Raw genomic sequence first — 17766 nt, 5'->3', positions numbered from 1 at the left:
TCAATGGCCAGGCGGCTATTTGAGCAGTTTGGACAGGCGGCGGTCGGCCAGCGGCTTGCCGCCTGTCTGGCACGTGGGGCAGTACTGGAGCGAGGAGTCGGCGAACGACACCTCTCTGATCGTGTCGCCGCACACGTCGCACGGCTGCCCCGCCCGGTTGTGCACGCGCAGCCCCGACTTCTTCTCCGCCTTCAGATCCTTGGCCGCCAGCCCGTGGGCCCGCTCGACCGCGTCCGCCAGCGTGGTGACGATGGCCTCGTGCAGGTCGGCGATCTGGGCGTCCGTCAGACTACCGGCGATCTTGAACGGGGACATCTTCGCGGCGTGCAGCACCTCGTCGGAGTAGGCGTTGCCGATGCCGGCGATGACCTTCTGGTCGCGCAGCAGCCCCTTGATCTGGGTGCGGTTGCCGCCCACGATGCGCTTGAGCGCCTCGACCGTGAAGGAGTCGGCGAGGGGATCGGGACCGAGAGCGGCGACACCGGGCACTTGGTCCGGATTTTTCGTGACATAGACGGCGAGACGCTTCTGCGTCCCCGCCTCCGTCAGCTCGAACCCCGGCGCCAGCCCTTCGTCGTCGGGCGCCAGCCGCACCCGCACCGCCAGCGGCCCCTTCCCCGGCCGCACCGGCTTGGCCCCCGACAGGTCGTCGCGCCAGCGCAGCCACCCCGCGCGGGCCAGATGGATGACCAGATGGAGACCGTCGCAGTCGAGGTCGAGGAACTTGCCGTGCCTGGTCACGCCGGTGACGGTCAGCCCGCCGAGCGCGCCGACCGGCGGATCGAACGTCTTGAGTGCCTGGAAGGCGACCACGTCGACCCCCAGAATCGTGCGGCCCACCGCCCGCTCGCGCAGGAAGTGGGTGAGCGACTCCACCTCGGGAAGTTCGGGCATGCCACCAGACTACGACGCGCCACCGACTGTTCTACGGCACGTCCCAGAACGCCAGCTCGTGCGCCATCCCCTCCCTGAACAGGGCCTCCGCTCGCTCCGGAGCCGGATCCGCCTCGTCGATCATGCGCGCGATGCGTTCGGTCAGCGCCGCGAACCCCGGGTCCGCGTACGTGTCCACCCAGGCCCGATATCTCGGCTCAGCAGGCGGATTCTCCGCCAATATCTGCCCGAGACTCGAATATCCCCACATGCACGGATAGAGGGCCGCCAGCCCCTCCCCGTACGTCGCCGCCGACTCCAGCAGGAACCGCGTGTACGCCGCGCAGGCCGGCCCCTTCACCGCCCCCTCCAGATCGGCCCCGAACCCCGCCGACATCGACCGGTGCAGGCTCAGCTCGTCGTGATAGGTGGTGTGCGCCAGATCCACCAGGTCGCCGAGATGCCCGTCGGGCGCCTGCCAGGCCAGCCGGGCGAAGACCCGTACATAGTCCAGCAGGAACAGGTAGTCCTGCTCCAGCCACGAACGGAACACCTGCTCCGGCAGGTCGCCACGCCCGATCCCGGCCACGGTCGGGTGCGCGAGCTGGTCCGAGAGCAGGGGCCGCCCGATGGCATGAAGCTTGTCGGAAATGCTCATGGTCAGGAGGTTAAGCCCATCCCTGACGCAGACTCATCCGGCGTCCAGGATGTCCTTCGGCACCGGCTTGTCCTCCTTCAGCGCGTTGAACAGCGCCAGCGCCTTGGTGCGATCCCACTTGACGGCCGCACCGCCGCCCGCGACCGTCTCGTTGCCGCCGAACGGCACCACCGTGGTCACCGGGCTGTCACCCATGGCCAGCCCCAGGGAGAGCATGTTGAACGCCCCCGTGCCCGAGTCGACCTCGACCGCGTCGGTGGCGCTCATCGCCAGCGGGATGGCGGTGAACGGGTTGAGCAGCACTCCGGGACTGGCGGCCTTCTTCACGACCGCGCCGAGGAACTGCCGCTGCCGCTTGGTGCGCTCGAAGTCGGGCAGCGCGCCGCCCTTGCGGGTGCGGACGTAGCCGAGCGCCTGCGAGCCGGTGAGGACCTGGGGGCCCTTCTTCAGCTTGAGCCCCGCCTTGGGGTCGTTGACGGCCGCGCGTACGTTGATCTCGACGCCGCCGACGGCGTCCACGATGTCCACGAAGCCCGCGAAGCCGATCTCCATGTAGTTGTCGACGTGCACCCCCGTCACCGTCTCCACGGTGCGGACCAGCAGCTTGGGCCCGCCCAGCGCGTACGCGGAGTTGAGCTTGTCGCGGCCCCTGCCCGGGATGGTGACGGCCGAGTCGCGCGGCAGGCTGACCAGCGTCGGCTTGTCGCTGCCCTCGGGGATGTGCAGCAGCATCATCGAGTCGGTGCGCTGCCCGGCGGCCCGCCCGGTGGCGAGCTTCTTGCGCTGGGCCGCGCTCAGCCCCTTACGGCTGTCGGAGCCCACCAGCAGCCAGTTGGTGCCGGGGGTGTCGCCGGGACGCCCCTCGTAGTCGTCGAGCACGCCGTCGATGCCGGCCAGCCGCGAGTCGATCCAGAAGAACATGCCGATCGCGGCCACCAGCAGCAGGACCAGTAACCCCGCCAGACCCCCGACGACCATCTTCCAGGAGATCTTCCTGCGCGGCCGTCGCGGAGCCGGCTCACCGGAGTCGCTCCGCGACCCGAACGGCTTGACCGGGCTCTGCCCGGACCGCTGACGCCCGTAGACCCGCGACCGCGAGCCGGCACCCCGCTGCTGGTCCTCAGGGGCCCCGGGCTGAGGCCCGGGGGAGCCCACGACGGGAAGCTTGTGCGTAGGCGCCGCGGGATTGCCCGCAGGGCCTCCCGAGGGGCCTGCCGCGGGCATGCGGTGCGCTGGCGCGCCACCCGAACGCGGCACGTCGCCGGGCCGTGGTGGCAGCGGGCGGCCGTCGCCTGGTGAGCGCATCGCCCGCGTACGGTCGTCCTCAGTCACTTCGCCTACTTCCCTTCGCTTTGTCATAAACGCTACGTCGAACCCCTCAGCAGTGAAGACGTTCCGGCAAGGTTTTCCCACGGAAAAGTACGCGGAACTAGCTGAGAGTCACTGCGGAAACATAGATGCCAACAGCGTCGTTACGGTTATGGACGATGTCTATCGAAGGGATGATCGTGTCCGATCCGGACCCGTGGGATCTTCGCCCGTGCTCGGGCACGGGTTCCTCTGAGGGCTCACTCCGGTGAGCGCCTATCTCGGGCTTCTCGCCCTCCTGCTCCTCACCGCCGCGACCGGTTATTTCGTCGCCCAGGAGTTCGCCTTCGTCGCCGCCGACCGGTCCCTGCTGCGTGAGCAGGCCGCCGCGGGCGACGCCGCCGCCGAGAAGGCGCTGCAAGTGACCTCCCGCCTGTCCTTCATGCTCTCCGGCGCCCAGCTGGGCATCACGGTGACGGCGCTGCTGGTCGGCTTCCTGGCCGAGCCCGCGATCGCCGTCATCGTACGGCCGTGGCTGACCGACGCGGGCCTGCCCGACGCCATGATCACGGGCGTCTCCGTGGCCAGCGGCGTCTTCGTGGCGACGGTCGTGCAGATGGTCTTCGGCGAACTGGCCCCGAAGAACCTGGGCATCGCCAGGCCGGAGCCGGTGGCCAAGTTCCTGGCCTCCTCGACGCTGGTCTACCTGGCCGTCGTGGGCCCGGTGGTCAAGCTGTTCGACTCCGCCGCCACCGGCCTGCTCAAGCGGGTCGGCATCGAGCCGGTGGAGGAGGTCGAACACGGCGCGACCCCGGAGGAGCTCTCCCGCATCATCGCGGAGTCGACGCAGGCGGGCGAGCTGCCGCCGCGGCTGTCGGACCTGCTGGAGCGGGCCCTGGAGTTCGGCGACCGCACCGCCGAGGAGATCATGGTCCCTCGCCCCAGGGTGGTGGCCCTGCGCACCTCACAACCCATCGCCGACCTGCTCGACGTCATGCGCACCTGCGGCCACTCCCGCTACCCGGTGCTGGGCGAGGACGGCGACGTCGCCGGCGTGACGGGCGTACGCGAACTGCTGGCCTCCGGCCTGGAGACCGGCGACATCGCCCGCATCACCCGGCCCGCCCTCATGGTGCCGGACTCCGTCCCGCTGCCCGCCGTCCTCGACCGGATGCGGACGGCGAAGGACGACATCGTCCTCGTCATCGACGAGTACGGCGGCCTGGCCGGCGTCATCACGGTCGAGGACCTGGCCGAGGAGCTGGTGGGCGAGCTGGTCGACGAGAACGACCCGGAGCCGGCCGGCGCCGTCGAGCAGCCCGGCGGCGTCTGGGAGGTGCCCGGCACCCTCCGGCTCGACGAGGTCGAACGCGCGACGGGCGTCTCGCTGCCCGAGAGCGACGACTACGACACTCTCGCCGGTCTGGTCCTGGCCAGGCTGGGCCGGATGCCGAACCCGGGCGACACGGTCACGGTGCCGGTCGTGCCCGACAACCAGGACCCGTTCGCGGAAGAGGACCAGGAGCACCTGGCTGAGCTCACGGTCATGTCGCTGAACCGCCGCGTACCCGAATGGGTGCGCCTGACCCCCATCCAGCACGCGGAGGCGACCCGCCGATGACCATGATCATTATCAGCCTCGCCCTGCTGGCGCTCAACGCCCTGTTCGTGGCCGCCGAGTTCGCCTTCGTCTCCTCCAGGCGCCACCGCCTGGAGGAGATGGCGACGGGCGGCAACCGCCTGGTCAGGCTGGCGGCCAAGTCGGCGGCGGGCGGCAGCCGCCGCCTGTCCCTCATGCTCGCCGGCGCCCAGCTCGGCATCACCCTGTGCACGCTGGGCCTGGGCCAGGTGACCGAGCCGGCGATCGAGCACTATCTGGAGCCGGTCTTCGCGGCCATCGGCGTTCCCGAGGCCCTGCGGCTGCCCATAGCCCTGACGCTGGCGCTGGCCCTGGTCACCTTCCTCCACATGGTGGTGGGCGAGATGGCCCCGAAGAGCTGGGCGCTCACCCATCCCGAGCGCGCGGCCCTGATCCTGACCTTCCCGTTCAGGGCCTTCACCACGGTCATGCGCCCGCTGCTCTCAGCGCTGAACGCGGTGACCAACTTGATACTCCACCTCTTCGGCGTCCAGCCGAGAGACGAACTGGCGACGACGAGAACTCCACGCCAGCTGGCCCTGCTGGTGGGCGAGTCGGGCCGGATGGGCCTGCTGGACCGGGAGGAGCACGACCTCCTCACCAGAGCACTCCGCCTGGACGACGAGGGCATCGAACGCCTCATGGTCCCCATCGACCAGGCGATCAAGGTCAAGGCGACGGCGACGGCGACCGAGATCAGGAAGACGGCGGCGGGCAGCGCCCACCTCCGCCTTCTCGTGGAAAGCCCCACGGGCATCGACCAGGCACTCCACGTACGGGACGCCCTGCTGACCCCGGGAAGCACGGCCGGCGACCTGGCCAGGCCACTGCCCAAGCTGCCCTGCACCACCCAGGTCCCCGAGGCGGTGACCACCCTCCAGGAGCGGCGATCCCACCTGGCCCTGGTAACGAACCAGGAGGGAACCGTCATAGGAATGGTCAGCCTCACCGATCTGGTGGGCGAACTCCTCGACACCAGAGCCGCTTAAGTGTGACCTAACCCACAAAGGGCCCGGATGGCAGCAAGTCACCAGAAACCACCTTGCAACCATCCGGGCTCAAGCTCCGAAGGCGCCCACAGCCGTTACCAACAGGTGCCAGAAAAGAAAGACGCACCCTCTTGCGACCCTCCCCAACCTTCGCCAAGGTGGTGAAGCCAGCAAGCGGCACAAAGACCCAGACGGCCAGACGGGGGGCCACGGCATCAACGCCAAAGCACCCATAAAGCCAAGAACCCAGCAGCATCAGCAAGACCAGAACAGTCACCTGGAGCTAACTCGCCCCCTGAACGACCAGCAGCCCCAAGCCGGAACCCCAACAGGGTTGTGCCGGGGGTCTGGGGCCTCCGGCCCCAGGAGCAAAGCGAAAAACACTGGGGGTCCGGGGGTCATCCCCCGGTCAGATATGACGAGGGGACCCAAGGAAAGCTGGCCAAAGGCCAGCGACCAAGAGTCCCCAGTCACCGAGTGGGCGAGGAGGGATTTGAACCCTCACGTCCTTTCGGACACACGGACCTGAACCGTGCGCGTCTGCCGTTCCGCCACCCGCCCTTGTGGGTGCGGAAAGAACAGTAGCACGGAACAGCCACTGGTACTGAACCCGGATACGATCGCATAAGACACGGGAGCGGAGGAGCTGGGCGCGACAGCCGATGAGCGTCTGGAAGGCCGTGACGTGGGAACGAGCGGAAACCGGGCGCCGGAGCGTCTGGGGGCCGCGATCATATGCACGGAGGAAGGGAGGTACCCGGTGGGAGTCCTTCAGCGCTTCGAGCGAAGGCTCGAAGGCTTGGTTGAGGGAGCCTTTGCGCGGGCGTTCAAATCTGACCTTCAGCCGGTCGAGGTCGCCAGCGCGGTTCAGCGGGAGATGGATGAGCGTGCGGCGATCGTCGCGCAGGGTCGCACGCTCGTGCCCAACGACTTCGTGGTTGAGTTGTCCACGACCGACAGCGAACGGCTTGAGGTCTACGCCGACAGCATCAGCCACGAGCTGGCCAACCTCGCCAGGGAGTACGCCAAAGAACAGGGCTACTCTTTCGTGGGACCGGTCCGGGTCCGTTTCGAAACCGCAGGCGATCTGGCTGTGGGCTTGTTCCGCATCCGGTCTGGGGTCATCCGCGGTGCGACGGTGGAGCAGGACGAGATTCGCCAGCCGGCGAGCGACCTGCCTCCGTCGAGGCCGCACGCGTTCAACGGGCGGCCTCGGCTGCTCGTGTCCACCCAGGACGATCCGCAGGGTGACCGCTCTTACGAGCTCACCACTCCGGTGACCTTGCTCGGCAGGGGCACGGACTGCGATCTTCGTCTAGTCGATCCGGGCGTCTCTCGGCATCACGCGGAGCTACGTGTCGAGGGCCAGCTGGTGGCCCTCGTGGATCTCGGATCGACGAACGGCACTTTCGTCAATGGCCAGCCGGTACGCAGGATCGAGCTCCAGAACGGCACGCGAGTGACTCTGGGGCGTACGACTCTGGTGTTCCGGCGCGATTAGGGGTAGACAGACGGTCCATGTCCGAGCTCACGCTGCTGCTGATCCGGCTCGCATTCCTGGCGGTGCTGTGGTTCTTCGTCATTGCCGCAGTCGGCGTGATCCGGACTGACTTGTTCGGTTCACGCACGGCCACCGCAGGTGCACGCAAGGCCGCGAAACCCGCCAAACCCGTGGCGAAGCCCAAGAGCAAGAAGGGCGAGCCACGCCAGCTCATCGTCACCGGTGGCCCCCTCCAAGGCACCACCATCACTCTCACGGAGACGCCCATCACCATTGGCCGGGCGAATGACGCCACGCTGGTAGTCACCGACGACTACGCTTCCAGCCGGCATGCCCGGCTCTTCCCTCAGGACGGTCAATGGATCGTGGAAGATCTTGGGTCCACCAACGGCACGTATCTCGACCGCTCGAAAGTCACCCGCCCGACCCCGGTGCCGCTCGGTGTTCCGATCCGCGTCGGCAAGACAGTCATTGAATTGCGCAAATGACCATCGCACTCCGCTACGCCGCCCGCTCGGACGTCGGCCTCCTCCGCGAAGGAAACGAGGACTCGGCGTACGCTAGCGGCCGCCTGCTGGCCGTCGCCGACGGCATGGGCGGGCACGCACACGGCGAGGTGGCGAGCTCAGTCGCCATCGCCGCCATGGCCTCTCTCGACGAGGCCCAACAGGGGGGTGACCTGCTCAACGCCATCGAGGCCGCGGTACGCGACGCCAATCGCAAGCTGCACGAGATGGTGGGGCGGGATCCCAGCCTCAAAGGCATGGGCACGACTCTCACGGCCATGCTCTGGCACGGCACCCAGGTCGCCTTGGTCCATGTGGGCGACTCGCGCGCCTATCTACTGAGACGTGGTGAGCTGTACCAGATCACCCACGATCACACGCTGGTGCAGCAGCTCGTCGACGACGGGCGCATCACGCCGGAGGAGGCGGCCACCCATCCGCAGCGTTCGATCCTGCTGCGCGCCCTCGACGGCAGTGGTGAGGTCGATCCCGACCTCACGCTGCGCGAGGCGCAGATAGGCGATCGTTACCTGCTGTGCTCCGACGGGCTCTCCGGGGTGGTGAGCGCGGAGACGATGCACGCCACGCTCACCAACATCGACGATCCTGAAGAGGTCGTCCGCCAGCTCATCGATCTGGCGAACCGGGGTGGGGGGCCCGACAACATCACCTGCGTTCTGGCCGACGTGCTGGAGATCAACGACGGGCAGCAGGTGCCTGTGGAGGCCGCTGTGGTCGGCGCCGCGGGCATGACCAGGCTGCACGGAAGTCCGCAGGACACTTCGCCGGGGCGAGCCGGCGCGGTGACCGCACCCCAGCCGGTGCTCACCGATGACGCGTTCGAGGAGCCGGTCGCCGAGGCGGCGTCCCGGCGGCCGCGGAAACGTCGTCGGATGTGGCCCGTTCTGGTCACCGTGCTCGGTATAGGCGTCGTCGTGGTGGGCGTCGGCGGTTACTTTGGATATCAGTGGACTCAGGACCAGTTCTTCGTCGGTGCTAGGGGCGACGAGGTGGTCGTGTTCCAGGGGATACAGAAGGAGCTGGGCCCCTTCCCGCTCTTTCACGTCTCCAAGGCGACTGGCAGGAAGATCTCCCAGCTGTCCGAGGCGGACCAGGCACTGATCAAGGGTGGCATCCCCGTCACCACCGAGGCCGAAGGCATCACGAAGATCAACGGTTTGAAGTTCACCGAGCAGCAGAAGGACAACGAGGAAACCCCACCGGAGGCGAGTGAGAGCCCCACTCCCACCGCCTCCGCCACCAAGACGAAACAGCGATAGATGAGCGAAGTCGCCGTCACCCCCGTAGCGATGCCCGCCAAGCGGCGCATGGCCCAGCTGGTCATGCTCGCCCTGGCGGTCGTGGTCATCATGGGCGCGTACGCCAATGTGGGCCTGGCCGTCGACGGCCAGATCCCGGCCGGCATGCTCGCCTACGGGCTCGGGCTCGGCGGCCTGATGCTGGCCGCCTATTTCGTCCTGGCCAAGTTCGCCCCGTGGGCCGATCCGCTGATCCTGCCGCTGGTGACGCTGATCAACGGCCTGGGTCTGGTGGTGATCTACCGGCTGGAGGCGGCCGGGATGCGCGGCGCCTCCACCAACAGTCAGATCATGTGGACCGCGCTCGGGGTCGTCATGTTCTCGATCACGCTGGTCGTGGTGCGTGACCATCGCATGCTGCAGCGCCTGACGTACACGGCGGGCGCGGTGGGCCTGGTGCTGCTGGCGATCCCCGCGCTGCTGCCCGGCAGCCTCAGCGAGGTGCAGGGCGCGAAGATCTGGATCAGGATCGGCGGCTTCTCCATCCAGCCGGGCGAGTTCGCCAAGCTGGCGCTGGTGGTCTTCTTCGCCGGTTACCTGGTGGCCAAGCGCGACGTGCTGGCGCTGGCCGGGCGGCGGCTGCTGTTCATCGACCTGCCGCGGGCCAGAGACCTCGGCCCGGTGCTCGCCACGTGGGTGCTGAGCCTGCTGGTCCTGGTGTTCGAGAAGGACCTGGGCACCTCGCTGCTGCTGTTCGGCACGTTCATCGCGATGCTCTACATCGCCACGCAGCGCACCTCGTGGGTGCTGATCGGCATTCTGCTGTTCGTCGGCGGCGCCTTCCTCGCCGGGCAGGTCTTCGACCACGTGGGGGCCCGCTTCGACTCGTGGCTCGACCCGGCCAACCCGGTCTACTACGGCAACGCCGACATCTGCCAGACCAGCCCGCCGGGCGACGCGATGTGCGGCAAGAGCTTCCAGATCATGCAGGGCCTGTACGGCTTCGGCGCGGGCGGCATCCTGGGCACGGGTCTCGGCCAGGGGCACCCCTACCTGATCCCGCTGAGCTTCTCCGACTTCATCTTCGCCGCGACCGGCGAGGAGCTGGGCCTGACCGGTCTGATGGCGCTGCTCATGCTCTACGCGCTGCTGGTGCAGCGGGGCCTGCGCACTTCGCTGGCGGCCCGCGACCCGTTCTCGAAGCTGCTGGCGGGCGGCCTGTCGTTCATCCTGGCCTGGCAGGTCTTCATCATCGTCGGCGGCGTGACGAACCTGATCCCCCTGACCGGCCTGGTGACGCCGTTCATGTCACAGGGCGGCTCGGCGCTGCTGGCTAACTGGATCCTTATCGCGCTCCTGGTACGCATGTCGGACGCGGCGCGCAGGCCCCCGCCCCAGGCGATCCAGAACGAAGGACTGACGCAGGTGTTCCAGCGATGAACCGGACATTGAAGCGCGCGGCCGTGGCCTGTCTGGCCATGTTCGCGCTCCTGATGGTCAACGTGAACATCATCCAGGCGGTGCGCGCGGAGAATCTGCAGAGCGACTCCCGCAACCAGCGCAATTTCTTCGAGCGGTACGCGATCGAGCGGGGCCGCATCACGGCCGGCGGCAAGGTGATCGCCCAGTCGGTCGACACCGGCAACAAGGAGTTCCGCTTCATCAGGAAGTATCCTGACGCGAAGCTCTACGCCCACGTCACCGGCTTCTTCTCCCCCGAGAGCGCCGACGCCATCGAGGCGACCGAGAACAAGCTGCTCGACGGCTCCAGCGCCGACCTGCTGCTGCGGCGGAGCATCGACCTGTTCACGGGCGAGCCCACCAGGGGCGCCAACGTCGATCTGACCATCAACCCGAAGGCGCAGAAGGCGGCCTACGACGCGTTGCGGCAGAGCGGCAAGCGCGGCGCGCTGGTCGCGCTCGACCCGAAGACCGGCGGCATCCTGGCGATGGTCTCGCTGCCCACCTACGACCCCACCGAGCTGTCGGGCACGAACAAGGGCAAGGTGTTCAGCCGCTACGACGAGCTGGCCAAGGAGAAGGACCAGCCGCTGCTCAACCGGGCCATCGGCCAGACGTACGCGCCGGGGTCGACGTTCAAGGTCGTGACGGCGGCGGCGTTCCTGGAGGACGACTCCTCGCGCGGGCCCGACACCACCGTGGAGGCCCCGCAGCGGCTGCCGCTGCCCAACACGAACATCAGCCTGCCCAACTACGGCGGCGCGGCCTGCGGCAGCGGGCAGGTCACCCTGGTCTACGCGCTGGAGAAGTCCTGCAACACGCCGTTCGGCTCGATCGGCATGGAGCTGGGCTACGACAAGATGAAGGAGCAGACCGAGAAGTTCGGCATGGGCGAGCCGATCGCCGTGCCGATGCCGGTGGCCCAGAGCGACTTCGGCAAGAAGGAGGACCAGGCGGCCGTGGCCATGGCCTCCATCGGGCAGCGCAGCAACCGGATGACGCCGCTGCAGATGGCCATGATCGCCGCGGGCATCGCCAACGACGGCACGGTGATGAAGCCGTACCTCGTCAACAAGATCACCGACTCCAAGGGTGACGAGCTCGACGCGGCCGACCCCCAGGAGCTGACCACCGCCGTCAGCTCCGAGACGGCGGGCAAGCTGCGCGACATGATGGTGAGCGTCGTCTCCAACGGAACGGCCAACCTGGCGCAGGTGCCGGGCGTCCAAGTAGCGGGCAAGACGGGCACCGCGGAGACCAGCGACGGCAAGCCTCCGCACGCCTGGTTCATCTCCTTCGCGCCCGCGGAGGACCCCAAGGTGGCTCTGGCCGTCATCGTCGAGTCCGGTGCCGCCTCGGTCGGCGCGGAGGCGACCGGCGGTCACACCGCCGCGCCGATCGCAAAGGCTGTGCTGGAGGCGGTGCTGAACAAGTGAGTGACGGTAACCTGCTGCATCATGCGGCTCCGTAACCGCTATCTGCTGATCTCCCGCATCGCCACGGGCGGTATGGGAGAGGTCTGGCGTGCCCGCGACGAGTTGCTGGGCCGCGAGGTGGCGGTGAAGATCCTGCGCAGCCACATCTACGCCGACCTCACCTTCCGCGAGCGCTTCCGCAACGAGGCGCGGATCACCGCGGCGCTGGCCGACCCGGGTGTGGCGCAGATCTTCGACTACGGCGAGCAGGACGACCTGGCCTACCTCGTGATGGAGCTGGTGCACGGGGAGCCGCTGTCGGCCATCCTGGCGCGCAACGGCGCCATCGGGCCCGAGGTGACCCTCGACGTCGTCCACCAGACGGCCAAGGCGCTGCACGCGGCGCACTCGGCCGGGATCATCCACCGCGACATCAAGCCGGGCAACCTGCTGGTCACGCCCGAGGGCGCGATCAAGGTGACCGACTTCGGCATCGCGCGCGCCCTGGAGGCGGCGCCGGTGACGCAGACGGGCACCGTGCTCGGCACGGCCCAGTACGTCAGCCCCGAGCAGGCGCAGGGCTTCGCGCTCACGCCGTCGACCGACCTCTACTCGCTGGGCGTGGTGGCCTACGAGTGCCTGGCGGGGCGGACGCCGTTCCGGGCCGACAGCCAGGTGGCGATCGCGCTGCTGCACCTCAACGAGCAGCCGCCGCCGCTCGGGGTCGACGTGCCCGCGCCGGTGCGCGAGCTGGTCATGTCGCTGCTGGCCAAGGAACCGGCGCAGCGTCCGGCGACCGCGCTGGAGCTGTCCGACCGCGCCCACGTGCTGCGCGAGTCGCTGGCCGGCGTGGCGCAGGGCGCCGAGCTCAGCATGCTCACCGACCCGGGAGGCTTCCGCGTCCGCGAGCCGGCCGCTGAGGACGAGCGGGCGACCGACGACCTCCAACCGGCCGCGACGATGCAGGAGCGGTCTGGGGGCCGCAGGAGAGGCGCCAGGACGCTGGCACTGGTCGCCGCGGCGGGTTGCGCGGCGGCGGTGGGGCTGACGGCGATCTCCTTCGCCAACCGGCAGCCGCCGGCGCCGCCCGAGGTGGCCGAGCCGTCGGCGACGGTACGCCAGACGACGAAGAGCCCGTCGCCCCCGCGGGCGAAACCGTCGAAGACCAAGTCGCGCACCCGCCGGCCCACGGTGGTTCCGACGAAGTCGCAGCGGCCTATAGCCTCGCCTTCGGCTACGGTAAGCAAGACGGCTACTCCGACGAGGAAGCCGACGCCGAAACCGACCCGGACCACCCCTACCCCTAAGCCCACCCCGACCCCAACGCCCACAGATACACCGACAAGTCCGACACCCACCGCCTCGCCGGACCCGGGTGAAACAAACCCGCCCAAAGAGGAGACGTGATGCGCTACGGGGTCGATGATGGACACCGGCGGCCCCCCGAGCCGGCCGGTACCCAAGATGAACGGTAAGGGACAGTGCAGGAAATGACTCAGCCTCGGCTACTCGGAGGTCGCTACGAGCTCGACGGTGTCGTCGGGCGCGGCGGCATGGCCGAGGTGTATCGCGCCCGAGACATCCGGCTGGACCGCATAGTCGCGATCAAAACCCTCCGCTCCGACCTGGCGCGCGACCACACCTTCCAGGCCCGCTTCCGCCGTGAGGCGCAGTCGGCGGCCTCCCTGAACCACCCGGCCGTCGTCGCGGTCTACGACACCGGCGAAGACTCCACCGACGGCACCCCCGTGCCGTACATCGTGATGGAGTACGTCGACGGCCGGACGCTGCGCGACCTGCTGCGCCAGGATCGGCGGTTGCTGCCCGAGCGCGCGGTCGAGCTGGTCGACGGCATCCTGCGCGCTCTCGACTACAGCCACCGCGGCGGCATCGTGCACCGCGACATCAAGCCGGCCAACGTCATGATCACGCGCGCCGGCGACGTCAAGGTGATGGACTTCGGCATCGCCCGCGCGATGGCCGACTCGGCGGCAACGATGACGCAGACGGCCCAGGTGATCGGCACCGCCCAATACCTGTCGCCCGAGCAGGCCCGCGGCGAGCGGGTCGACGCGCGCAGCGACATCTACTCCACCGGCTGCCTGCTGTACGAGCTGCTCACCGGCCAGCCGCCGTTCACCGGCGACTCCCCGGTGGCGATCGCCTACCAGCACGTGCGCGAGGACCCGATCCCGCCGTCGCAGATCGACCCCGAGATCCCGGCCTGGGCCGACGCGATCGTGCTCAAGGCCATGGCCAAGGACCCGGCGCACCGCTACCAGAACGCCGGCGAGATGCGGGCCGACATCCAGCGGGCGATGTCCGGCATGCCGGTCGACGCCCAGACGATGGCGATGAGCAACTACCAGGGCACGCGGATGATGACCGCGACCCAGTCCGCCGCCGGCCCGGCCACGCAGCGCTCCGGCGCGATCCCCGACTACGAGTACGACGAGGGCGGCCGCGGCGGCGGCCGGCGCCGGGCCAACAACGGCGGCGGCAACACCGTGCTCAAGACCGCGTTGTGGATCATCATTCCGCTGCTCATCATCGGTGGCTTCATCACCATCGGCTACGTGGTGTTCGCCGGCAAGGACTCGCCGACCGACACGATGGTCACGATCCCGTCGCTCGCCTCGCAGGAGGGCTCCTACGCCAAGGGCGAGCTGGAGAAACTCGGACTGACCGTCCAGGTGACGCAGGACTTCAGCTCGGAGATCGAGAAGGGCGCCGTCATCAAGACGGAGCCCGCCGAGGGCACCAAGGTCGAGCCGGAGTCCGGGGTCAAGCTCATCGTGTCCAAGGGCACGGAGAAGGTGAAGGTCCCCGACGGTCTCATCGGCAAGTCCAAGGAGGACGCCGAGGCGATCCTCACCGAGGCCAACCTGCGCGGCGTCATCAAGACGAGAAACTCGTCGAGGCCGCAGAACACCGTCATCGCCACCGACCCGAAGGCCGGATCCTCGGTGGAGAAGGGCGGCACGGTCACGCTCTTCATCCCGAAGGAGCTCGGCGAGGTGCCCAGCGTGATCGGGCTCACCCAGGCGGACGCCACCGCGCAGCTCAAGTCCTCGGGCTTCAAGGTCAAGGTCAACCCGCAGCCCAGCAACGAGGTGCCGGAGGGCACGGTCGTGCAGCAGAACCCGGGTGAGGGCGCCAAGTACCCGGCGAACACGACGGTCACGATCGTGGTGTCCACCGGTCCCGAGGAGAGCGCCCCGCCGCCCACCGACGAGGTGCCGACGGACGAGGTCCCGACGGACGAGCAGCCGAGCGACGGTTTCCCGGACCAGGACGAGCCTCCGAGCGACGGTGACACCGGCGGCGACGACGGCCTCGGCGGCGGCCTGAACGGCTGAGGTCCCGCGTACACGCCAAGGGCCGCTCTTCCCCGGCGAGGGGGAGGGCGGCCCTTCGGCTGTGCGCCCTTCGGGCACAAAAAAGAACGCCCCCGCCGCTCGGGGGCAACGGCGGGGACGCTCACTTGTACCTCGCTCCGGGCGAGAGGTTCGTTACACGATTCCGCGCAGCCAATTCCGGAGCAACCGGTGACCGTGCTCCGACAGCACGGACTCGGGATGGAACTGGATGCCCTCTATCGGGGCCTCACGGTGCCGCAGGCCCATGATGACGCCGTCCTCCGTGCGCGCGGTCACGTCGAGCGCCGCGGGCACCGTGCCGGGCAGCACGGCCAGCGAGTGGTAGCGGGTCATCCGCACGGGTGAGGGCAGAGTCCGGAACACGCCCTGGCCGTCGTGGGCGACGGCGCTGGTCCTGCCGTGGAAGAGCTCGGGGGCGCGGGTCACGGTGGCGCCGTACGCGATGGCGATGGCCTGGTGGCCGAGGCAGACGCCGAGCAGCGGCAGGCGCCTATCGGCCGCGTGATGGACCAGGGGGACGCTCACGCCGGCCGCCTCGGGGGTGCCGGGGCCCGGGCTGATCAGGACGCCGTCGAAGCCGTCGGCGTCGTGGACGCGTACGTCGTCGCGCGGGCGCACGTCGCAGTCGGCGCCCAGCTCGCGCAGGTACTGCACGATGGTGTGGACGAAGCTGTCGTGGTTGTCCACGACCAGCACGCGGCTCATTTGGCTACGGTCACCTCGTCCAGCGTCACCACGGGCTCCAGGAGCGGGAACACGACATACCAGAGTACGGCCACCGCCGCACCGGCCAGGACGAGGGCCGTCAGGATCCGGGTGCGCGGGCGGCCGGGCAGCTTGCGCCAGAGCCAGGCGTACATGTCACTCCTCGCGTGGTTCGCTGTCCTTCAGGACGCCGTAGACGATGAGCCGTTCGGCGGCCGAGTATTCGGGGTGGCAGGTGGACAGCGTGATGAAGGCGCGGATGGGCCGGATGTCGGGCTTGCCGGGCACGGGGGCCAGCACGTCGACCTCGTCGGGCCGCACGATGTCCTGGGAGGTCACGCGGTAGGTGTGGCGGGCCTCACGGGTCTCCACGACGATCTCGTCGTCGCGTTCGAGCTCGTCGATCTCGTTGAACGGCGCCGCGTACGTGGTGCGGTGGCCCGACAGCACGAAGTTGCCGACCTGGCCCGGCATGGCGGTGTCGGGGTAGTGTCCAGGGCCCTTCCTGAGCTGGTCGGCGCCGACGCCCTCGACCACGGCGTACTGGTAGTCGCGGCCCAGCTTGGGGATGCGCAGCAGCGCGACGGCCTGGCCCGGCCGGACCGGCTGCTCGGGCCGGGGCGGCCCCGCCTTCTTCGCGGCGAGCTGGCGCTGGAGCAGCAGCTGCTGGCTCTCGGTGTAGGCGCCGGTGCCCCAGAGCAGGTAGGCGCAGAACAGCATGAGGATCAGGCCCGCGGTGATGCACATCTCCCCCACGGCCCGCAGCATGGCCCGCATCCGGTCAGCGTATTCGGCGGCGAAGCGGCCCAGGGGGATCGCCATGTCATGCGCGTGGCGACTATCCTGGGGCACGCTTCAACTACGCTTATCGAAGAGCCTGTGGACGATCCGGAAGCCCAGGCCGCCAGCAGGAGTTATCCAGTGCCCAAGTCCAAGGCTCGCAAGAAGGCGGTTTACACCCCGCCGCAGAGGTCACAGCAGGTCAAGGTCAGCCCGCGCTGGCTGGCGCCCACGATGGTCGTCGCATGGATCGTCGGCATCCTGTGGATCTCGATCTATTACGTCGCACCGCAGGCGCCCTTCTTCAGCGACCTCCAGAACTGGAACCTGCTGATCGGGTTTGTTTTCATCATCTTCGGTGTGGTGCTTTCCACCCGCTGGCGCTAGTTCTTTCCACAGTCTTTTCCACAGGCTGTTGAAGTCAGGCCGCGCCGCTCAGGATGGCCGACACCCTGACCATCACCAGCACGGCCAGCACGGCCAGCGCTCCCGCGATCGCCAGCACCTGCCAGAGGGTCCGGTTGTTCCTGGGGGCGTAGGCCAGTGCTCCTGACAACAGCGCTCCGGTGATCAGCCCGCCGATGTGGCCGGTCCAGCTGATGCCGGGGGCGATGAACGTGATGGCCAGGTTGATCACGATGAGCACGGCGATGCCGCGCACGTCGAGATTGAGCTTGCGGCCCACCACGAAGACGGCGGCGAACAGACCGAAGATGGCGCCGGACGCGCCGACCGTCGGCTGCATGAGCGGGTCGAACCAGAGGCCGAGCACCGAGCCGCCGAGCGCGCTGACCAGATAGAGCGCCGTGTAGCGGACGTGGCCGAAGGCCCGCTCCAGGTAGGGGCCGACGACGTAGAGGGCCCAGGAGTTGAACAGGATGTGGAAGACGCCGCCGTGCACGAAGGCCGCGGTGATCAGACGGTAGTACTCCTCGTTGACGGCCACGCCGCCGGGCCACATGGCCAGCTCGGCCGTGACCTGGTCGCCCGTGAGGTATTGGGCGCCGAAGACCAGGAGGTTGATCACCAGGAGGGTGTACGTGACGATCGGCGTGCGTACGACGTTGCCGCCGAAGGTGGACCTGGCCTGGCGCAGGCCCTTGTTGCCCTCGGCCACGCACTCGGGGCACTGGAAGCCGACCGCGGCGTCGCGCATGCAGTCGGGACAGATGGGACGCTCACATCGCTGGCAGCGGACCCACGTCTCCTTGTCCGGGTGTCGGTAGCACGTGGGCACCGCCTGCTCGGGCTGCTCGGGCTGCGGGGGCGGGCTGGGCGGCTGGCTGGTCATG

The 17766-nt window shown here is 68.7% G+C and carries 17 protein-coding genes and 1 tRNA gene; 10 read left to right on the top strand and 8 right to left on the bottom strand.

Features of this window, described 5'->3' with window-relative positions; all coding sequences use genetic code 11:
* Positions 1 to 15: 15 nt before the first annotated feature.
* The 3 genes from B0I32_RS35990 to B0I32_RS35980 are packed head-to-tail and all read right to left on the bottom strand — an operon-like array spanning position 16 to position 2686.
* Positions 16 to 894 carry an Fpg/Nei family DNA glycosylase gene (locus B0I32_RS35990; RefSeq protein WP_106247395.1) on the bottom strand — a complete coding sequence of 293 codons (879 nt, stop codon included), beginning with the start codon at positions 892 to 894 and terminating at the stop codon, positions 16 to 18.
* A 31-nt stretch (positions 895 to 925) separates the two neighbouring features.
* Positions 926 to 1531, bottom strand: coding sequence for a TenA family protein (locus B0I32_RS35985; protein ID WP_106247393.1), 606 nt, complete (start codon positions 1529 to 1531; stop codon positions 926 to 928).
* A 33-nt stretch (positions 1532 to 1564) separates the two neighbouring features.
* The gene (locus B0I32_RS35980) at positions 1565 to 2686 is read right to left on the bottom strand and encodes an LCP family protein (RefSeq protein ID WP_245956227.1); all 1122 of its coding nucleotides are present in this window, start codon (positions 2684 to 2686) and stop codon (positions 1565 to 1567) included.
* Positions 2687 to 3107: 421 nt separating this feature from the next.
* On the opposite strand from B0I32_RS35980, the gene B0I32_RS35975 reads away from it, so the two are divergent.
* Positions 3108 to 4460 carry a hemolysin family protein gene (locus B0I32_RS35975; protein ID WP_106247390.1) on the top strand — a complete coding sequence of 451 codons (1353 nt, stop codon included), beginning with the start codon at positions 3108 to 3110 and terminating at the stop codon, positions 4458 to 4460.
* Positions 4457 to 5467 carry a hemolysin family protein gene (locus tag B0I32_RS35970; protein WP_106247389.1) on the top strand — a complete coding sequence of 337 codons (1011 nt, stop codon included), beginning with the start codon at positions 4457 to 4459 and terminating at the stop codon, positions 5465 to 5467. The genes B0I32_RS35975 and B0I32_RS35970 overlap by 4 nt, the downstream gene beginning before the upstream one ends.
* Positions 5468 to 5945: 478 nt before the next feature.
* On the opposite strand, the gene B0I32_RS35965 is transcribed toward B0I32_RS35970, so the two are convergent.
* Positions 5946 to 6028: transfer RNA gene (locus B0I32_RS35965), tRNA-Leu, on the bottom strand.
* Positions 6029 to 6227: 199 nt separating this feature from the next.
* On the opposite strand from B0I32_RS35965, the gene B0I32_RS35960 reads away from it, so the two are divergent.
* The 7 genes from B0I32_RS35960 to pknB all read left to right on the top strand — a co-directional run bounded on the left by B0I32_RS35960 (position 6228) and on the right by pknB (position 14968).
* Positions 6228 to 6968, top strand: coding sequence for an FHA domain-containing protein (locus B0I32_RS35960; RefSeq protein ID WP_106247387.1), 741 nt, complete (start codon positions 6228 to 6230; stop codon positions 6966 to 6968).
* A gap of 17 nt (positions 6969 to 6985) precedes the next feature.
* On the top strand, positions 6986 to 7456 hold the full coding sequence (locus B0I32_RS35955) for an FHA domain-containing protein FhaB/FipA (protein ID WP_106247386.1): 471 nt from the start codon (positions 6986 to 6988) through the stop codon (positions 7454 to 7456).
* Positions 7453 to 8754 carry a Stp1/IreP family PP2C-type Ser/Thr phosphatase gene (locus tag B0I32_RS61100; protein WP_106247384.1) on the top strand — a complete coding sequence of 434 codons (1302 nt, stop codon included), beginning with the start codon at positions 7453 to 7455 and terminating at the stop codon, positions 8752 to 8754. The genes B0I32_RS35955 and B0I32_RS61100 overlap by 4 nt, the downstream gene beginning before the upstream one ends.
* Complete coding sequence (locus tag B0I32_RS35945) at positions 8755 to 10173, top strand: FtsW/RodA/SpoVE family cell cycle protein (RefSeq protein WP_219912182.1); 1419 nt, start codon at positions 8755 to 8757, stop codon at positions 10171 to 10173.
* Entirely contained in the window at positions 10170 to 11630 is a 1461-nt protein-coding gene (locus tag B0I32_RS35940) for a peptidoglycan D,D-transpeptidase FtsI family protein (protein ID WP_106247382.1), read from the top strand. The genes B0I32_RS35945 and B0I32_RS35940 overlap by 4 nt, the downstream gene beginning before the upstream one ends.
* 21 nt (positions 11631 to 11651) lie before the next feature.
* Positions 11652 to 13016 (top strand): serine/threonine-protein kinase, encoded by a 1365-nt coding sequence (locus B0I32_RS35935; RefSeq protein WP_106247381.1) that lies wholly within the window; start codon positions 11652 to 11654, stop codon positions 13014 to 13016.
* 83 nt (positions 13017 to 13099) lie between these two features.
* Positions 13100 to 14968 carry a Stk1 family PASTA domain-containing Ser/Thr kinase gene (pknB, locus tag B0I32_RS35930; protein ID WP_106247379.1) on the top strand — a complete coding sequence of 623 codons (1869 nt, stop codon included), beginning with the start codon at positions 13100 to 13102 and terminating at the stop codon, positions 14966 to 14968.
* A 153-nt stretch (positions 14969 to 15121) separates the two neighbouring features.
* On the opposite strand, the gene B0I32_RS35925 is transcribed toward pknB, so the two are convergent.
* The 3 genes from B0I32_RS35925 to B0I32_RS35920 are packed head-to-tail and all read right to left on the bottom strand — an operon-like array spanning position 15122 to position 16516.
* Complete coding sequence (locus B0I32_RS35925) at positions 15122 to 15694, bottom strand: anthranilate synthase component II (RefSeq protein ID WP_106247377.1); 573 nt, start codon at positions 15692 to 15694, stop codon at positions 15122 to 15124.
* Complete coding sequence (locus B0I32_RS58080) at positions 15691 to 15849, bottom strand: hypothetical protein (protein WP_181308151.1); 159 nt, start codon at positions 15847 to 15849, stop codon at positions 15691 to 15693. Before B0I32_RS58080 ends, B0I32_RS35925 begins: the two co-directional genes overlap by 4 nt.
* A 1-nt stretch (position 15850) precedes the next feature.
* Complete coding sequence (locus tag B0I32_RS35920; protein ID WP_245956226.1) at positions 15851 to 16516, bottom strand: class E sortase; 666 nt, start codon at positions 16514 to 16516, stop codon at positions 15851 to 15853.
* Positions 16517 to 16615: 99 nt separating this feature from the next.
* Between B0I32_RS35920 and B0I32_RS35915 the strand changes: the two genes are divergently transcribed.
* Positions 16616 to 16861 carry a cell division protein CrgA gene (locus B0I32_RS35915; RefSeq protein ID WP_106247376.1) on the top strand — a complete coding sequence of 82 codons (246 nt, stop codon included), beginning with the start codon at positions 16616 to 16618 and terminating at the stop codon, positions 16859 to 16861.
* Positions 16862 to 16895: 34 nt separating this feature from the next.
* Here B0I32_RS35915 and B0I32_RS35910 read toward each other — a convergent pair whose 3' ends face one another.
* On the bottom strand, positions 16896 to 17765 hold the full coding sequence (locus B0I32_RS35910) for a rhomboid family intramembrane serine protease (protein ID WP_181308149.1): 870 nt from the start codon (positions 17763 to 17765) through the stop codon (positions 16896 to 16898).
* Position 17766: the final 1 nt, after the last annotated feature.

The sequence above is a fragment of the Nonomuraea fuscirosea genome (assembly GCF_003001935.1).
Classification (GTDB): Bacteria; Actinomycetota; Actinomycetes; order Streptosporangiales; family Streptosporangiaceae; genus Nonomuraea; species Nonomuraea fuscirosea.
The sequence above is the reverse complement of the archived record's forward strand: the minus strand, read 5'-3'. Positions and strand labels throughout refer to the sequence as shown.

Excerpts from the sequence above, each read along its gene's own strand:
- B0I32_RS35990 (WP_106247395.1), bottom strand. The coding sequence starts at position 894 with ATGCCCGAACTTCCCGAGGTGGAGTCGCTCACCCACTTCCTGCGCGAG.
- B0I32_RS35985 (WP_106247393.1), bottom strand. The coding sequence starts at position 1,531 with ATGAGCATTTCCGACAAGCTTCATGCCATCGGGCGGCCCCTGCTCTCG.
- B0I32_RS35970 (WP_106247389.1), top strand. The coding sequence starts at position 4,457 with ATGACCATGATCATTATCAGCCTCGCCCTGCTGGCGCTCAACGCCCTG.
- B0I32_RS35955 (WP_106247386.1), top strand. The coding sequence starts at position 6,986 with ATGTCCGAGCTCACGCTGCTGCTGATCCGGCTCGCATTCCTGGCGGTG.
- B0I32_RS61100 (WP_106247384.1), top strand. The coding sequence starts at position 7,453 with ATGACCATCGCACTCCGCTACGCCGCCCGCTCGGACGTCGGCCTCCTC.
- B0I32_RS35945 (WP_219912182.1), top strand. The coding sequence starts at position 8,755 with ATGAGCGAAGTCGCCGTCACCCCCGTAGCGATGCCCGCCAAGCGGCGC.
- B0I32_RS35940 (WP_106247382.1), top strand. The coding sequence starts at position 10,170 with ATGAACCGGACATTGAAGCGCGCGGCCGTGGCCTGTCTGGCCATGTTC.
- B0I32_RS35935 (WP_106247381.1), top strand. The coding sequence starts at position 11,652 with ATGCGGCTCCGTAACCGCTATCTGCTGATCTCCCGCATCGCCACGGGC.
- pknB (WP_106247379.1), top strand. The coding sequence starts at position 13,100 with ATGACTCAGCCTCGGCTACTCGGAGGTCGCTACGAGCTCGACGGTGTC.
- B0I32_RS35925 (WP_106247377.1), bottom strand. The coding sequence starts at position 15,694 with ATGAGCCGCGTGCTGGTCGTGGACAACCACGACAGCTTCGTCCACACC.
- B0I32_RS58080 (WP_181308151.1), bottom strand. The coding sequence starts at position 15,849 with ATGTACGCCTGGCTCTGGCGCAAGCTGCCCGGCCGCCCGCGCACCCGG.
- B0I32_RS35920 (WP_245956226.1), bottom strand. The coding sequence starts at position 16,516 with ATGGCGATCCCCCTGGGCCGCTTCGCCGCCGAATACGCTGACCGGATG.
- B0I32_RS35910 (WP_181308149.1), bottom strand. The coding sequence starts at position 17,765 with ATGACCAGCCAGCCGCCCAGCCCGCCCCCGCAGCCCGAGCAGCCCGAG.